Origin of the sequence: Bradyrhizobium sp. AZCC 1693, from assembly GCF_036924745.1 — a bacterium.
Classification (GTDB): domain Bacteria; phylum Pseudomonadota; class Alphaproteobacteria; order Rhizobiales; family Xanthobacteraceae; genus Bradyrhizobium.
Genome location: NZ_JAZHSD010000001.1, coordinates 646,718 through 661,543, shown reverse-complemented (window position 1 = coordinate 661,543; position 14,826 = coordinate 646,718). Strand labels below are relative to the sequence as shown.

12 protein-coding genes are annotated in these 14,826 nt (G+C 63.7%); 6 read left to right on the top strand and 6 right to left on the bottom strand.

What is annotated here, in order from left to right; all coding sequences use genetic code 11:
• Positions 1-110: 110 nt before the first annotated feature.
• The 3 genes from V1293_RS03215 to ndk all read right to left on the bottom strand — a co-directional run bounded on the left by V1293_RS03215 (position 111) and on the right by ndk (position 3,943).
• Entirely contained in the window at positions 111-2,453 is a 2,343-nt protein-coding gene (locus tag V1293_RS03215; RefSeq protein WP_334506637.1) for a xanthine dehydrogenase family protein molybdopterin-binding subunit, read from the bottom strand.
• Between the two features lie 167 nt (positions 2,454-2,620).
• A complete protein-coding gene (locus V1293_RS03210) occupies positions 2,621-3,457 on the bottom strand; it encodes a TerC family protein (protein ID WP_334506636.1) in 837 nt (278 codons plus the stop codon).
• Between the two features lie 63 nt (positions 3,458-3,520).
• Entirely contained in the window at positions 3,521-3,943 is a 423-nt protein-coding gene (ndk, locus tag V1293_RS03205) for a nucleoside-diphosphate kinase (RefSeq protein ID WP_334506635.1), read from the bottom strand.
• Between the two features lie 337 nt (positions 3,944-4,280).
• Here ndk and V1293_RS03200 point away from each other — a divergent pair, with 337 nt between their 5' ends.
• The 3 genes from V1293_RS03200 to V1293_RS03190 all read left to right on the top strand — a co-directional run bounded on the left by V1293_RS03200 (position 4,281) and on the right by V1293_RS03190 (position 6,875).
• Positions 4,281-4,553, top strand: a complete 273-nt coding sequence (locus V1293_RS03200; protein WP_334506634.1) for a sulfur globule protein precursor — start codon at positions 4,281-4,283, stop codon at positions 4,551-4,553.
• A 206-nt stretch (positions 4,554-4,759) separates the two neighbouring features.
• Entirely contained in the window at positions 4,760-4,933 is a 174-nt protein-coding gene (locus V1293_RS03195; protein ID WP_334506633.1) for a hypothetical protein, read from the top strand.
• A 67-nt stretch (positions 4,934-5,000) separates the two neighbouring features.
• The gene (locus V1293_RS03190) at positions 5,001-6,875 is read left to right on the top strand and encodes an ABC-F family ATP-binding cassette domain-containing protein (protein WP_334506631.1); all 1,875 of its coding nucleotides are present in this window, start codon (positions 5,001-5,003) and stop codon (positions 6,873-6,875) included.
• 144 nt (positions 6,876-7,019) lie between these two features.
• Here V1293_RS03190 and V1293_RS03185 read toward each other — a convergent pair whose 3' ends face one another.
• From V1293_RS03185 to V1293_RS03175, 3 genes are all read right to left on the bottom strand, one after another.
• The gene (locus tag V1293_RS03185) at positions 7,020-7,511 is read right to left on the bottom strand and encodes a hypothetical protein (RefSeq protein WP_442894330.1); all 492 of its coding nucleotides are present in this window, start codon (positions 7,509-7,511) and stop codon (positions 7,020-7,022) included.
• A 214-nt stretch (positions 7,512-7,725) separates the two neighbouring features.
• On the bottom strand, positions 7,726-8,178 hold the full coding sequence (locus tag V1293_RS03180) for a DNA polymerase III subunit chi (protein ID WP_334506630.1): 453 nt from the start codon (positions 8,176-8,178) through the stop codon (positions 7,726-7,728).
• 15 nt (positions 8,179-8,193) lie between these two features.
• Positions 8,194-9,696: a leucyl aminopeptidase gene (locus V1293_RS03175; protein ID WP_334506629.1), complete on the bottom strand. Its 1,503-nt coding sequence runs from the start codon at positions 9,694-9,696 to the stop codon at positions 8,194-8,196.
• Between the two features lie 349 nt (positions 9,697-10,045).
• On the opposite strand from V1293_RS03175, the gene lptF reads away from it, so the two are divergent.
• From lptF to V1293_RS03160, 3 genes are read left to right on the top strand one after another with little or no spacing between them, the layout of a single operon-like run.
• The gene (gene lptF, locus V1293_RS03170) at positions 10,046-11,215 is read left to right on the top strand and encodes an LPS export ABC transporter permease LptF (protein ID WP_334506627.1); all 1,170 of its coding nucleotides are present in this window, start codon (positions 10,046-10,048) and stop codon (positions 11,213-11,215) included.
• Positions 11,212-12,309: an LPS export ABC transporter permease LptG gene (gene lptG, locus V1293_RS03165; RefSeq protein ID WP_334506625.1), complete on the top strand. Its 1,098-nt coding sequence runs from the start codon at positions 11,212-11,214 to the stop codon at positions 12,307-12,309. Before lptF ends, lptG begins: the two co-directional genes overlap by 4 nt.
• Entirely contained in the window at positions 12,309-14,804 is a 2,496-nt protein-coding gene (locus V1293_RS03160) for an LPS-assembly protein LptD (RefSeq protein WP_442894203.1), read from the top strand. The genes lptG and V1293_RS03160 overlap by 1 nt, the downstream gene beginning before the upstream one ends.
• The last annotated feature ends 22 nt before the right edge of the window (positions 14,805-14,826 follow it).

The following is a 14,826-nucleotide window of genomic DNA, read 5'->3' as shown; positions in this document are numbered from 1 at the left end:
CGGACGATTGGATTGGCGACGGGTCGCGACCGGATACGGCTGTGGCGCGCACGACGCCATGAGCGCCGCCGCAACAACCGTCATCGGCTGGCTGTGTATCCGTCGTTGGACTATTGATCGGCGGACGTCGTGTCGGCCCGCGCACCCGATCGCGTGTCCGCCGCCTGGATCGCGTGCCAGATGCGCGAGGGCGTTGCGGGCATGTCGAGATGCCGCACGCCGAGCGGCGCGAGCGCGTTCATCACCGCGTTCATGAGGGTGGCAGGTGCTGCGATAGCGCCGGCCTGACCGCTTCCCTTAACGCCGAGCCGGTTGGCGCGGCTTGGAAAGTCGCCCGTCAGGCTGCCCTCGAAGACGGGAAGATCATCCGCGCGCGGCAGCGCGTAGTCCATCAGCGAGCCCGAGAGGATCTGCCCGGTGTCCGCATCGAACAGCGCCTGCTCGAACAACGCCTGCCCGATCCCCTGCACGACGCCGCCATGGACCTGCCCCAGCGTCAGGCGCGGGTCGAGCAGGCGGCCGTAGTCGTCGAAGATCACATAGCGGTCGAGCCTCACCGCGCCGGTCTCGGGATCGATCTCGACTTCGGCAATATGGCAGCCGTTGGGAAAGGTGTAGCGGTCGCAGAGGTGGGTCGCCTTGTGCGCGAGGCCGGGCGCGACATCGTCGCCGGGCGCCTGATACGAGGCGCGCGCCACCTCCTCGAGGGTCATCTCCTGTCCGGTCGCAGCCACGCGCAACATGCCGGCTTCGTAATGAACCGCCTCCACCTGCAGCAGGCGCGCGGCAAGCCGCCGCGCATTCTCGATCACGCCTTCGGCCGCCATCAGCAATGCGGTGCCGCCCTGATGCATCGAGCGCGCCCCGCCATGCCCGCCGCCGGAGTCGAGATCATCGGTATCGCCCTGTCGAAACCGGAAGCGCGTGAGCGGCAGGCCAAACGTATCGGCCGCGATCTGGGCGAACGTGGTCTCGTGGCCCTGGCCGCTGGAATGCGTGCCGACCTTCAGATCGATCCGGCTGTCGTCACCGACGCGCACTTCCGCCACTTCATTGGGCTGGCCACGCGATGTTTCGAGAAAGCAGGCGTAGCCCAGGCCACGCAGCCTGCCCCGCTTGCGTGAGCTTTTCTGGCGAGCCTTGAACCCCTCCGCGGCCTTGACCGCCTGATCGATCGCGTGCGCAAAGCTGCCCTGCTCGACCGTAAGCCCCATCGCGCTTGCATGGGGAAACCGGCGAAAGATGTTCTTGCGCCGCAGCTTCAGCGCATCGATTCCGAGCTGGTCGGCTGCGATGTCGATGCAGCGCTCGATCAGATAGTTCGCCTCGGGTTTGCCGGCGCCGCGATAGGCGTCGATCGGCGTCGTGTTGGTGAACACGCCGCTGGACTGAAAGGCGATCAGCGGGATGTCGTAGACGCCGCCCGTTGCGCTCGCCATGGCCCTGGTCGGCACGGACGGCGCCACCGTCGAGACATAGGCGCCCAGATTGGCGAGAACTCTTGTCTCGAGCGCGAGGAAGCGGCCATCGCGGTCGAGCGCCAGGCGGGCCCGGACCAGGCTGTCGCGGCCATGGGCGGAGCCGACAAAATCCTCGCTGCGATCCCCGATCCACGTGACCGGACGGCCGAGCCGGCGCGCCGCCCACAGCACCAGCACCCATTCCGGATAGAGCACGTTCTTCATTCCGAAGCCGCCGCCGACGTCGGGAATGCTGACACGAAGTTTTTCCCGGCCGATGCGAAAGACGCCGTCGGCGAGCAGGTCGCGGATCGCGTGCGCACCGGCGGCCGAGGCGATCAGGTGCAGGCGGCCGCTCGCGGCATCGAACTGCGCGACCGCACCGCGCGTCTCCAGTGGAGCTGCGACGACGCGGTTGTTGACCAGCTCGCATTCCACGACGTGGGCGGCGTCACGGATCGCCGCCTCCACCGGGCCGATCTCGCCACGGTTGAACTGGAACGCGACGTTGCCCGGCGCCTCCGGCCAGATCGATGGCGCGTCCGGCAGAACGGCATCCGCGATCGAGACCACCGGCGGCAGCGGCGCATAGTCGACGACGACAGCCTCGGCGGCATCGCGCGCGGCCTCAGCGCTTTCCGCAACCACGAATGCGACCGGCTCGCCGACATAGCGAACAATTTCGCGCGCCAGCGCGTGACAGGGCGGCACCACGAGCGGCGTGGTCATCGGGATATGGGTCACCGCGCACGGCAGCGGGCCAATATTGTCGGCGGCCAATTCGGCTCCGGTGAGCACGGCCGCAACTCCGGGCATCTGGCGCGCCGCATCGACGCCGATCGCTGTGATGCGCGCATGCGCATGCGCCGAGCGAACGACGACGCCATGAAGCGCGTTTGGCGCCACGAGATCGGCGATGTAGCGCCCGCGTCCCCGCACGAAGCGCTCGTCTTCGAGGCGATCGATGCTGCGCCCCAATAGCGGCTCGGTCATGTGAAGCTGTATGGAACCGGAGGGCTTCGAACGCAAGTAGCGCCACAGTCAAGGCCGGCGGGACGTACGACCGCAGGCCGGCTCACCATATCGGCCTCTGACTACAGACGCCCCGCAAATGCGGAGCTTCTGTTAGCCACCCTCCGTCGGGCCGGGAGTTTTAATCGCTACGCCGTGGCGGAATGCTCGGCGCCCTGCAGCTTGCGCTTTCGCCAGATCGCCCCTGCGACGAGCACAATGATGATGCCGATGATTCCAAGCATCGCCTCGCCACCATGCCCGCCGTCGGCAAACTGCGGCGCCAAGCCGATCGATTTGAGCAGTCCGTCGAGGCCGACACCGACCGGACCGTTGAAGAAGGCATGCAAGGCCGGCTGCACCGCGGGGTCCGTCGCCATCACCTCGCCGGCGATCCAACCCAGCAGGCCCGCACCGGCCCACACCAGCGCCGGAATGCGCGTCAGCAAGGCCATGATAAGCGCCGCACCAGCGACGATCAGGGGAACGCTGATGGCAAGTCCGAGGACGAGCAGCGGAATGCTGCCGTTTGCGGCGGCGGCAACCGCAATGACGTTATCGAGGCTCATGACGATATCGGCGATCGCCACGATCTGCACGGCGGCCCATAGATGCGCAGCCGCCTCCGTGTCGCTCTCGTCCTCATGTTCAGGCACCAGGAGCTTTGCCGCGATCACGAGCAGCGCCAATCCGCCGACCAGCTTGAGGTACGGCAGCGCCATCAACGTCACGACGATGCCGGTGAAGATGATGCGCAGGAAAACGGCGACGCCGGCGCCAAGGACCATGCCCCAGAACCGCTGCCGTGGCGGCAGCCCCCGGCATGCCATCGCGATGACAAGCGCGTTGTCACCTGACAGCAGGATGTTGATCCACATGATCTTGCCGAGCGCGACCCAGAAAGCCGGCTGTTGTAACTCGGCCTGGAACTGGCTGAAGAACGCCGAGATCGTCGCCGGATCAAAGATTTGCCACAGCCAGTTCACAAGCGTTTCTCCCCCGGCCCTTCAGCCGTTGCGCGCGGCTATTGCTTGCCGCTCTCCAATCGGTCAGCCGACGATTTCGTTACCCGAAAAGAACTGCGCGATTTCGATCGCGGCGGTCTCCGGCGCATCGGAACCATGCACCGAGTTCTCGCCGATCGACTTGGCATGGACCTTGCGGATCGTGCCGTCCGCCGCCTTCGACGGATCGGTCGCGCCCATCACGTCGCGGTATTTCAGAACGGCGCCCTCGCCTTCCAGCACCTGCACCACGACCGGCCCGGAGGTCATGAACTCGACCAGTTCGCCGAAGAACGGACGCGCCTTGTGAACGGCGTAGAAGGTTTCCGCCTGTTCGCGGGTCATGCGAATGCGCTTCTGGGCCACGATACGCAGCCCCGCCTTCTCGATCAGCGCGTTGACGGCGCCGGTCAGATTGCGCTCGGTCGCGTCCGGTTTGATGATCGAGAAAGTGCGTTCAATCGCCATTGTTTACGTCCTTGCAAAACACGCTGGTTGGAGAGTTGCGGGGCTTATATCGGCGTCACCTCACGACGGCAAGCGACCCGGTGACGCGCCCTGCCGGTCATTTTCGAGGTGTTTTCGCGCGGCAAACCGCCCGCACCTGCTCGGAGAACGCCGCAAATTACAACAATTTCACGAAGGTGAACCCCTTCTGTATCCGGCGTCACGCCGCCATTCAGCTTCGCCGCCGTAGACTTAACGATGATCGGACACCGGCCGCGCATCCGCGAGGCCCGGGGCGTTACGGGAGGCGATCTCACCGATGGCGCGCATTCCGCGCCGAAACCTTGAGGAGACGATCATGTTACGCAAACTCTCGCTCGTTGCAGTGGCCGCGGCATCGCTGGGTGCGGCCGCGCTGGCGCCGACATCGGCCTCGGCCTGGGGCGGCGGCTGGCACCATGGCGGTTGGCATCATGGCTGGCACCATCATCACGGCTGGGGCTGGGGTGGTCCCCGCGTCTTCATCGGCGGCCCGGCCTATTACGGCGGCGGTTATGGCGGCTGCTACGTCCGGCGTCTGGTCCCGACCCCCTGGGGTCCGCGCTGGCGGCTGGTGAACCGCTGCTACTGATCTGATGTGAGCTTCCCCCTGAGACTGACGCCCCGGCCGCCGCGCCGGGGCTTTTTTTGCCGTGGAACCGAATCGCAGACCGCATCCCACTACTTCCAGGCGAATACATGTGATCATGCACGGAAACCAATCTCGCCGTTGTGACTTGACCATCAGTATCACTCAAGCCTTGCGAATGCTGCGAGGTGGAACTCATAGAGACGCCGATGGATGGCCGAATCAATAACGGTTTCGAACGGATCGATCACAAGACCTGCATGTCGATCTGCGACGCCATCGGCGAACGGCTGCAGCAAAACCTGCGTCCCGACAACGAACTGCCGCCGCGCTTGCGCGAACTCGTCGATGAGCTGCGCCGCCGCGACAACGAGTTGCATTGAGGACCAAGGACAGCCGATTTGCCGATAAATGGGTTGCGTTTGCCGGCCGCTCCGGTGACAACCCCGCATGCTCTCCATCACAGATATTTCGGTCCGGATTGCCGGGCGGCTCCTGATCGACGACAGCACGGTGCAGATCGTGCCTGGCGCGCGCGTCGGCTTCGTCGGCCGCAACGGCGTCGGCAAATCGACGCTGTTTCACGCGATCCGTGGCGACCTGCCGGTCGAATCCGGCAGCATTACGCTACCGCCGCGCTGGCGCATCGGCAGCCTGGCGCAGGAGGCGCCGGACGGCCCGGAGAGTCTGATTAATGTCGTGCTGAAGGCTGATCTGGAGCGCCACGCGCTGCTCCATGAAGCCGAAACCGCTGACGATCCGCACCGGATCGCCGAGATCCAGACCCGGCTGGTCGACATCGACGCGCATTCCGCGCCGGCGCGCGCGGCCGCGATTCTGAGCGGCCTCGGATTTTCCACCGCGGACCAGGCGCGGCCGTGCTCGGAATTCTCCGGCGGCTGGCGCATGCGGGTGGCGCTGGCGGCGACGCTGTTCTCGGCGCCGGACCTTCTACTGCTGGACGAACCGACCAACTACCTCGACCTCGAAGGTACGCTGTGGCTGGAAGACCATCTGGCGAACTATCCGCGCACCGTGATCGTGATCAGTCACGACCGCGACCTGCTCGACACCTCGGTCGACCAGATCCTGCACCTCGATCGCGGCAAGCTGACCCTCTACAAGGGCACCTATTCCTCGTTCGAGGAACAGCGCGCCACGCGCGAAATGCTGGACGCCAAGCACGCCAAGCGCCAGGCCGACGAGCGCAAGCGGCTGCAGGCCTTCGTCGACCGCTTCAAGGCGAAGGCTTCCAAGGCCCGCCAGGCGCAATCCCGCGTGAAAATGCTGGAACGGATGAAGCCGGTCACGGCGCTGGTGACGCAGGATGTGCGCGAGATTTCGTTCCCGACACCGGAAAAAGTGCTGTCGCCGCCGATCATCGCCGTCGATGATGTCTCGGTCGGCTACGATCCGAAAAAGCCGGTGCTCAATCGCGTCACGCTGCGCATCGACACCGAGGACCGCATCGCCCTGCTCGGCTCCAACGGCAACGGCAAATCGACGCTGGTCAAGCTGTTGGCCAACAAGCTGCAGCCCTTCTCCGGCCGGATCACACGGGCGGAAAAACTCTCGGTCGGCTATTTCGCGCAGCATCAGGTCGACGAACTCAACCTCGACGCCTCGCCATACGATCACGTCCGCAGGCTGATGCTCGATGCGCCGGAAACCAAGGTGCGCGGCCGCACCGGCGCGATCGGGTTTTCCGGCAAGGCCGGCGATACCCTGGTCAAGAGCCTGTCGGGCGGCGAGAAGGCGCGGCTGTTGCTCGGGCTCGCCACCTTCTTCGGCCCGAACATGATCATCCTCGACGAGCCGACCAACCATCTGGACATCGACAGCCGCGCGGCGCTGGCCGAAGCCATCAATGATTTTCCCGGCGCCGTCATCATGGTCTCGCACGACCGCTATTTGATCGAAGCCTGCGCCGATCAATTGTGGGTCGTCGCCAATCAGACGGTGACCACCTACGACGGTGACCTCGACGAATACCGGCGAATGGTGTTGTCGATCGGCGACGCACGCAACGGTTCGCGCGAACGCGGCAGCGAGCGTATCAAGGAAAGCGCAAAGCCCGAGCGCGGCAAAAGCGAATGGCGATCGCCGCTGAAGCAGCGGATCGCCGTGGCCGAGGCCGAAATCGAGCGCATCAACGGCATCATCGCCAAGATCGACACCGCGCTTGCGTTGCCCGATCTGTTCACGCGCGATCCCAAGCAGGCCGCCCAGCTCAGCAAGGCGCGCGCCGGCGCCGAAAGCGCGCTGCGCCGGGCCGAGGAAAACTGGCTGGAAGCCAGCTCTCAGTTTGACGAAGCGGCCGGCTAGAGCGGAAGGGCTGAAGTCGGACCGACTAGACGGCCCAGACACAAAATATCGAAAACAACCCCATGCAAAGTAGAACTGGCTCGACTTCAGAAACCTTCCGTTCCGATACAAATATTTGAGTTATAATACTTTTCCGCCGCGAGATTACGCGGCCGGCTTTTTCTTCGGCTTGGGGCCCCTTGCTGGCGCCGCCGGCTCCGGCGCACGCTCGATCGACGTCAGGCGTCCCGCGGTGAAGGTGTAGATGCCGGCCCGCTGGCCGCGTGAATAGCTGACAACCGCCACGCGGTCGCCGCGGGCATTATTGGAAAAATTGACGTTGTCGGGTGCACCAATGCCACGCACGACGTCGCATTCGGTGTGCCCAAGCGCCACCCTTCCCGTCGTCGAAGGAGGCGGACTGCCTGCAGCACCGTTAGTCAGCGCGGTGGCGTCAGTACCCGGTGCCGTCATTCCGGGACACCCGCCGTCGGCACTGACCAGTTCATCCGGCGTAACCGCCTTTTCCGGGCTGAGCGGAGGCGTTTCGATCGACACGTTTCGGATGAACACGCGTCCGGTACGCGAAAACCAGTCCGCATCCTTCGACATAAGGTCGGACGCACCCGAGCAGCCTGCAAGCGCGGGGCCGAGCAGCAACAACGTCAGCAGTGGTTTCCGATTGATCGTTCCGCGTCGCACGCTAGACCCAGGCTCCGCCCCAAACTGTAACCATTTGTCCGACCATCACTTTGCGGCACCACCATGGCTGCCCGCAAGGTCCGGCTCAGAAACCGCAGATTATCATTAGTTCCAAGGGATTCGCTAATTCCAAGGATCCTAATTTTCCAATGCTAATTTCCAAGCATCGCTATTGCCGCCGCTGCCACCGTCCACGTTCATCGGCCTGCCAATACGTCACCTCGAACCCGCGCGACTTGCAATCGGCCCAGGCTCCGCGCGCCGCGGCCAGCGCGTCGTCATCGTCGCCGTTGAAGACCAGCACCAACCGTTCGTAGCTGTCGCAATCCGCCGGCAACGCCGCGTTGTCGATCAGGAATCTGACATTGGCCTGATTCGGGTTGCCCTCCTCGATCGAGAGAATGATGGGCTGGTCCTGCGCATCGCCGGCACGCCATGTAGCATGCGGCAGGAACGAATCGTCGCTGTAGGTCCACAGATGCGTATCGAGCGCCTCGGTGCGTTCCGGCGAAGTCGATTGCACGACCACGCGCCAGCCGCGCTCGAGCGACTTCTCCAGCAGCGGCGGCAATACGCTTTCGAGCGACATGCCCTGCAAATGATAGAACAGGACTTCCGTCATCCACCTGCAACCAGACTACTTCGTGGCTTCGTAATATTCCGCGACCAATCGGTCCAGCAGGCGAACGCCGTAGCCCGACCCCCAACTGTGGTTGATGTCGGTTTTCGGGGCGCCCATCGCGGTTCCGGCGACGTCGAGATGCGCCCACGGCGTGTTGTCGACGAAACGCTGCAGGAATTGCGCAGCGGTGATCGAACCGCCATGGCGCCCCCCGGTATTCTTCATGTCGGCAAACTGCGAATCGATCTGCTTGTCGTATTCGGGACCGAGCGGCATGCGCCAGACGCGTTCGCCGGTTTCGGTTCCGATCTTGCTCAGCCGTTCCGCCAGTTCGTCGTTGTTGGAGAACATTCCGGAATATTCGGTGCCGAGCGCGACCATGATCGCGCCGGTGAGTGTGGCGAGATCGACCATGAATTTGGGCTTGAACTTCTTCGCCACGTACCAGAGCACGTCGGCCAGCACGAGCCGGCCCTCGGCGTCGGTGTTGATGATTTCGATGGTCTGCCCGGACATCGAGGTGACGATATCGCCGGGGCGCTGGGCGTTGCCGTCGGGCATGTTCTCGACCAGGCCGATCGCGCCGACCGCGTTGACTTTTGCCTTGCGCGCCGCCAGCGCATGCATCAGCCCGACCACGCAGGCCGCCCCGCCCATGTCGCCTTTCATGTCCTCCATGCTGGCGGCGCCCTTGATGGAGATACCGCCGGTATCGAAGCAGACGCCCTTGCCAACAAAAGCGACCGGCTGATCGCCCTTCTTGCCGCCGTTCCAGCGCATGATCACGGTGCGGCCGGGCTGGGTCGAACCCTGTGCGACACCGAGCAAGGCGCCCATGCCGAGCTTCTTCATCGCCTTGACGTCGAGCACCTCGACCTCGACGCCGAGTTTCTTGAGTTGGCTGGCGCGGCGCGCGAATTCCACGGGATAGAGAACGTTCGGCGGCTCGTTGACGAGTTCGCGTGCGATCACCACGCCGTCCACGACATGGGATGCCGGCGCAAAGGCCTTTCGCGCGGCGGCAACATCCGCAACCGCAATCGAAACGTCGGCGCGAAGCACGCCGTTCTCGCCGTCTTTCTTCTTGGTCTTGTAGCGGTCGAATTTATATGCGCGCAGCCGGAGGCCCGACGCGATGGCGGCGGCGGCATCGCCCTGCATCGCCGCCTCAGGCAATTCGGCGATCACGGTGACCGATTCGCTGGCAGTGTTGAGCTTGCCCGCCGTCACCCCGCCGAACTTTAGAAAATCCTTCTCCTTGATGTCGGCCGTCTTGCCGACACCGACCACAATCAGGCGCTCCGCCTTGATTCCGTCGGGTGCCGGGATATCGAGCGTCGATCCACTCTTGCCCTTGAACTGGTTGGCCGCCGCCGCACGCTTGACGGTATCGGCCGCCTTCCCCAGCGCCTTCCGCGTCGTCTCGCCGAACTTCAATGCGTCATCGCAAAACACCACGAGAACGCCACGGGGTGCGGCGGAAAAAGCGACAAAGCCGACCTTGACGGCGTCGGACATAGGTAAATCCTCCAGAATTTCAGGGCTGCTGACGGATCCGGAATTCGGCCCGCACGATGGAATGTTTCTCTTCGGTAACGGCCCAAATCACTTCGGACCTGATGTTTTCGGCACTATGGCCCGCAAGCCACGGCACTGCCAAGCGCCGCAGTGGCCGGAAGGCCACATGAAGTGAATTATTAGTCATATCGGAAGCGCGCCACGGCCCGGCCATTTTGTTGACGGATCAAAGGGATGGTAGTGAGAGTGCAGACGGCTGATGATTGGCGGCCCGACCAAGGGGAACCCTCAAACAAGGGTTGGTCGGAAGCCGCTTCTTGGGCGTGCAAGGTGGGATCATACGGTAACGATGGGGTCGATCGACAGGTACATTTTCCGCACGACGCTCGCGTCGTTTGCGCTGGTCCTGGTCAGCCTCACCGGCGTGATCTGGATTACGCAGGCGTTGCGCGGCATCGACCTGATGACGAGCCAGGGCCAGACCATCATCACCTTTCTCGGCATCACCAGCCTGGTGATTCCGGCGCTTATTCTGGTCATCGCGCCGATCGCGCTGATGATCGCGATCTCCCACACGCTGAACAAGCTCGCCACCGATTCCGAAATCATCGTGATGAATGCCGCCGGCTTTTCCCCATACCGGCTGTTCCGCCCATTTTTCTTCGCCACTTGTGTCGTGGCGCTCCTGGTCATCTTCATCGCAGCCTATCTTGCTCCCGACGGCCTGCGCCGGATCAAGCAATGGGACGCCGAGATCACGGCCGACGTGCTGACCAACATCCTGCAGCCCGGACGTTTCGCCCAACTCGACCAGAACCTGACGATTCGCATCCGGGAGCGGCAGCCAGGCGGCGTGCTCGCCGGTATCTTCGTCGACGACCGCCGCGATCCCAAGGAGCGCGTCACCATCATTGCCGATCATGGCACGGTGCTGAAGAACGAGAACGGCTCCTATCTGGTGCTGGAGGACGGCAACCTCGAACGTTTCGAGGCGGGAAAGCGCGATCCGGCGCTGGTGGCATTCGCCCGCTATGCCTTCGACATGTCGAAATTCTCCAATCGCGGCCGCGACGTCGCACTGGGAATTCGCGAACGCTATCTCTGGGAGCTGGTTTCGCCCTCGGAGGACGATCCGGTCTTCAAGCAATTGTCCGGGCAATTCAATGCCGAGTTGCATGACCGCTTCCTGGCGCCGGTCTATCCCTTCGCGTTCGCAGTCCTGACCTTTGCCTTCCTGGGCTCGCCGCGCACCACGCGCCAGAGCCGCAATTTCTCGATCGGCGGATCGATCCTGGCGGTGTTCGGCCTGCGCATGGCGGGATTCGCCTGTTCGGTGATGACGGTGAAGACGCCGGGCATGGCGCTCGTCCAGTATCTGATGCTGTTCAGTGCAATCGGCATCGGATTGTGGATGATCATCGGCGGCATCGTGGTGGAGCCGCCGGCGGCGCTGATGGAGGCCATCAACAGGTCGAATGCGCGGCTGGCGCGGCTCTTTGGACGGCCGGCCACAGCATGAGCATGATGACCAATACGCTCGGGCGATACTTTGCCGGCCGCTTCCTGGTTGCGGCGGTGGGCGTGTTTGCGAGCATTTTCGTGCTCCTCGTGCTGGTCGACTACATCGAAATGGTCCGCAAGACTTCCGGACTGGTGTCGGCATCCGCGATCACGGTGGCGCAGACGTCGCTTTACCGGGTGCCGCAACTGCTCGAAAAGCTGATGCCGTTCTGCGTCCTGATCGGCGCGATGACCTGCTATCTCGCACTGTCGCGGCGGCTCGAACTGGTGGTCGCACGTGCGGCCGGCGTTTCCGCCTGGCAGTTCATCTCGCCGGCGCTGGCAAGCGCGATCATCCTCGGCACCGTAGCGACCATTGCCTACAACCCGATGTCGGCGAACCTGCGCGAACTCTCCAAGCGGATGGAGGCCGAACTGTTCGGCTCGGCGCCCGGCGGCGGCATCCAGGATGCTTCCGGCTTCTGGCTCAACCAGATCAACAGCGACGGCCAGTCGATCATCAATGCGGCGCGCAGCGAGCAGCAGGGTGTCCGGCTGACCGGACTGACCGTGTTCCGGTTCGACACCGATCTCCAGTTCAAGGAGCGAATCGAAGCCCGCGAAGCCGCCCTCGAGGATGGCCGCTGGGCGTTCAAATCGGTACGAAGATACTCCCTTGATCAACCTCCGGTTGATCAAGACAACTATTACCTCTCGACCACCCTCACCCCGGCGCAGGTTCGCAACAGTTTCTCCACCCCCGAAACCGTGTCTTTTTGGCAACTGCCTGGCTATATCCGCTCTTCCGAAAGCTCGGGCTTCGCGACCGCAGGCTACCGTTTGCAGTACCATAAGCTCATCGCACAGCCATTTTTGCTGGCTGCGATGGTGATGTTGGCGGCTTCCGTGAGCCTTCGCTTCTTCCGGATGGGCGGCGTGCAAAAGATGGTTTTGAGTGGCGTGGGCGCGGGCTTTCTGCTCTACGTTTTGTCGAAAGTTACTGAGGATTTGAGCAAGGCTGAGTTGATGCATCCGATCGCTGCGGCGTGGTTGCCCGTCTGTGTGGGTGGCCTCACCGGCTTTTTGGCCTTGTTGTACCAGGAGGACGGGTAGTGGCCGTTGTCGCCGCCCGCCAGTTGAGGTCGCCTGCGTTCAGGCGGCGCACCGATGTGCGCCGCTATCGAGCCCGCATGGCTGCCTTTGGCGTCACTACGTTTGCGCTGCTCGCCGGATTCGTTTTGGCGGGCTCGATCGAGCTTGCCCTGACGGCGCCGGCCTCGGCGCAGAGCTTCACCTACAATCCGCGGCCGCCCAAGCCGCCGCCACGGCCTGCCAACAACGACGGCAAGATGATGGTGCAGGCGGTCGAGGTGGACTACGACTACAACAACCAGCGCGTGTCGGCGGTCGGCAACGTGCAGATGTTCTACAACGGCACCAGCGTGGAGGCCGACAAGGTCATCTATGACCAGAAGACCAAGCGGCTGCATGCGGAAGGCAACATCCGCCTGACGGATGCGGAAGGCAAAGTCACCTACGCCAACATCATGGACCTGAGCGACGACTACCGTGACGGGTTCGTCGATTCGCTGCGCGTCGATACCGCTGACGCCACGCGGATGGCGGCGACGCGCGCCGACCGCTCGGCCGGCAATTACACCGTGTTCGAAAACGGCGTGTACACCGCCTGCGCGCCCTGCAAGGACAATCCGAAGAAGCCGCCGCTGTGGCAGGTCAAGGGTGCGCGCATCATCCACGACCAGACCGACAAGATGCTGTACTTCGAAAACGCGCAGCTCGAGTTCTTCGGCGTGCCGATGGCGTATCTGCCGTATTTCTCGACGCCCGATCCAACCGTCAAGCGCAAGACCGGCTTCCTGATGCCGTCCTACACGACGGTCACCGGCTATGGCTACGGCGTGGAAATCCCGTTCTACTGGGCGATCGCGCCGGACTATGACGCGACCTTCAATCCGCGCTTCACCACGCGGCAGGGCGTGCTGTTCCAGGGCGAATTCCGCCAGCGCCTGATCAACGGCTCCTACCAGATCCGCGCCTACGGCATCGATCAGCTGGACCAGGGCGCCTACGCCGGTCAGCCCGGCGACCGCCAGTTCCGCGGCGGCGTCGACACCAAGGGCCAGTTCGCGCTCAACGACAAATGGGTCTGGGGCTGGGACGGCGTTCTGCTGTCGGACTACTACTTCTTCTCGGACTACCGGCTGGCCCAGTACAAGGATCCGCTGGGCTCGTTCCTGAGCCTTCCGACGGAAGCGATCTCGCAGCTTTATCTGACCGGCGTCGGCAGCCGCAGCTACTTCGACGCGCGCACGATCTATTACCTGTCGTTCTCCGGCAGCCAGGACAAGGTGCCGGTGATTCATCCGGTCATCGACTATTCCAACGTCTTCAACAGCCCGATCCTCGGCGGTGAGGTCAGCTACAAGACGAATTTCACCAGCCTGTCGCGGACGACCGCGGCGTTCGACCCGATCACGACGCTGGCCAACACCAATGGCCTGTGCCTGACCGCATCGGCCGATCCGCTGGCCCGGCTGCCCTCGCAGTGCCTGCTGCGCGGCATGCCCGGCACCTATACGCGGCTGACGGCGGAAGCCCAGTGGCGGAAGTCGTTCACTGACCCCATGGGCCAGATCTGGACGCCGTTTGCGATCATGCGCGCCGACGCCATCGACGCCTCGATCTCGAACCAGCCCGGCGTTTCGAACTTCCTTCCGGTGGGCGACACCCAGGCGGTCCGCCTGATGCCGACGGTCGGCCTCGAATATCGCTACCCCTTCATCAACGTTCAGCCCTGGGGCACCACCACGATCGAGCCGATCGCGCAGATCATCGCCCGTCCCAACGAGACCTACGCCGGCAAGCTGCCCAACGAAGACGCCCAGAGCATGGTGTTCGACGCCAGCAACCTGTTCGCCGTCGACAAGTTCTCGGGCTACGACCGCGTCGAAGGCGGCGGCCGCGCCAATGTCGGCGTCCAGGCGACCACGCAGTTCGACCGCGGCGGTAGCGTCAACGTGCTGTTCGGACAATCCTACCAGTTGTTCGGCCTGAACTCGTTCGCGGTGGCGGACGCGACCAATACCGCGATCAATTCCGGCCTGCAGAACAACCGCTCCGACTACGTCGCCCGCATCAACTACTCGCCGAACCGGACCTATACGTTCAGCGTGCGCACGCGCATGGACGAGGCGACGCAGAACATCAACCGCTTCGAAGCCGAAGGACGCGCCGCATTCGACCGCTGGTCGGTGAGCATGATTTACGGCAATTATGCCGCGCAGCCGGAACTCGGCTATCTGACCCGGCGCGAGGGCCTGCTCGGCAGCGCCTCGATCAAGGTGGCGTCGAACTGGGTCGTGTCGGGCTCGGCGCGGTGGGATCTTGAAGCCAACAAGCTGAACCAGTACATCATCGGCGCAGGCTATGTGGATGACTGCTTCGTGCTGGCGGCCAATTACGTTACGTCCTACAGCTACTCCGCCGGGACGACGCCGCCGGTGCTCAGCCACGCGTTCATGCTGCAGATCGGCCTGCGAACCATCGCGAATTCGTCCTCGTCGGCCGGCAGCACGGGCATTCAGTAGCGTGAGGGCTGACCGTGCCGGG

Excerpts from the sequence above, each read along its gene's own strand:
- ndk (WP_334506635.1), bottom strand. The coding sequence starts at position 3,943 with ATGGCGATTGAACGCACTTTCTCGATCATCAAACCGGACGCGACCGAG.
- V1293_RS03190 (WP_334506631.1), top strand. The coding sequence starts at position 5,001 with ATGCTCTCCATCACAGATATTTCGGTCCGGATTGCCGGGCGGCTCCTG.
- V1293_RS03200 (WP_334506634.1), top strand. The coding sequence starts at position 4,281 with ATGTTACGCAAACTCTCGCTCGTTGCAGTGGCCGCGGCATCGCTGGGT.
- lptF (WP_334506627.1), top strand. The coding sequence starts at position 10,046 with ATGGGGTCGATCGACAGGTACATTTTCCGCACGACGCTCGCGTCGTTT.
- V1293_RS03195 (WP_334506633.1), top strand. The coding sequence starts at position 4,760 with ATGGATGGCCGAATCAATAACGGTTTCGAACGGATCGATCACAAGACC.
- lptG (WP_334506625.1), top strand. The coding sequence starts at position 11,212 with ATGAGCATGATGACCAATACGCTCGGGCGATACTTTGCCGGCCGCTTC.
- V1293_RS03180 (WP_334506630.1), bottom strand. The coding sequence starts at position 8,178 with ATGACGGAAGTCCTGTTCTATCATTTGCAGGGCATGTCGCTCGAAAGC.
- V1293_RS03175 (WP_334506629.1), bottom strand. The coding sequence starts at position 9,696 with ATGTCCGACGCCGTCAAGGTCGGCTTTGTCGCTTTTTCCGCCGCACCC.
- V1293_RS03215 (WP_334506637.1), bottom strand. The coding sequence starts at position 2,453 with ATGACCGAGCCGCTATTGGGGCGCAGCATCGATCGCCTCGAAGACGAG.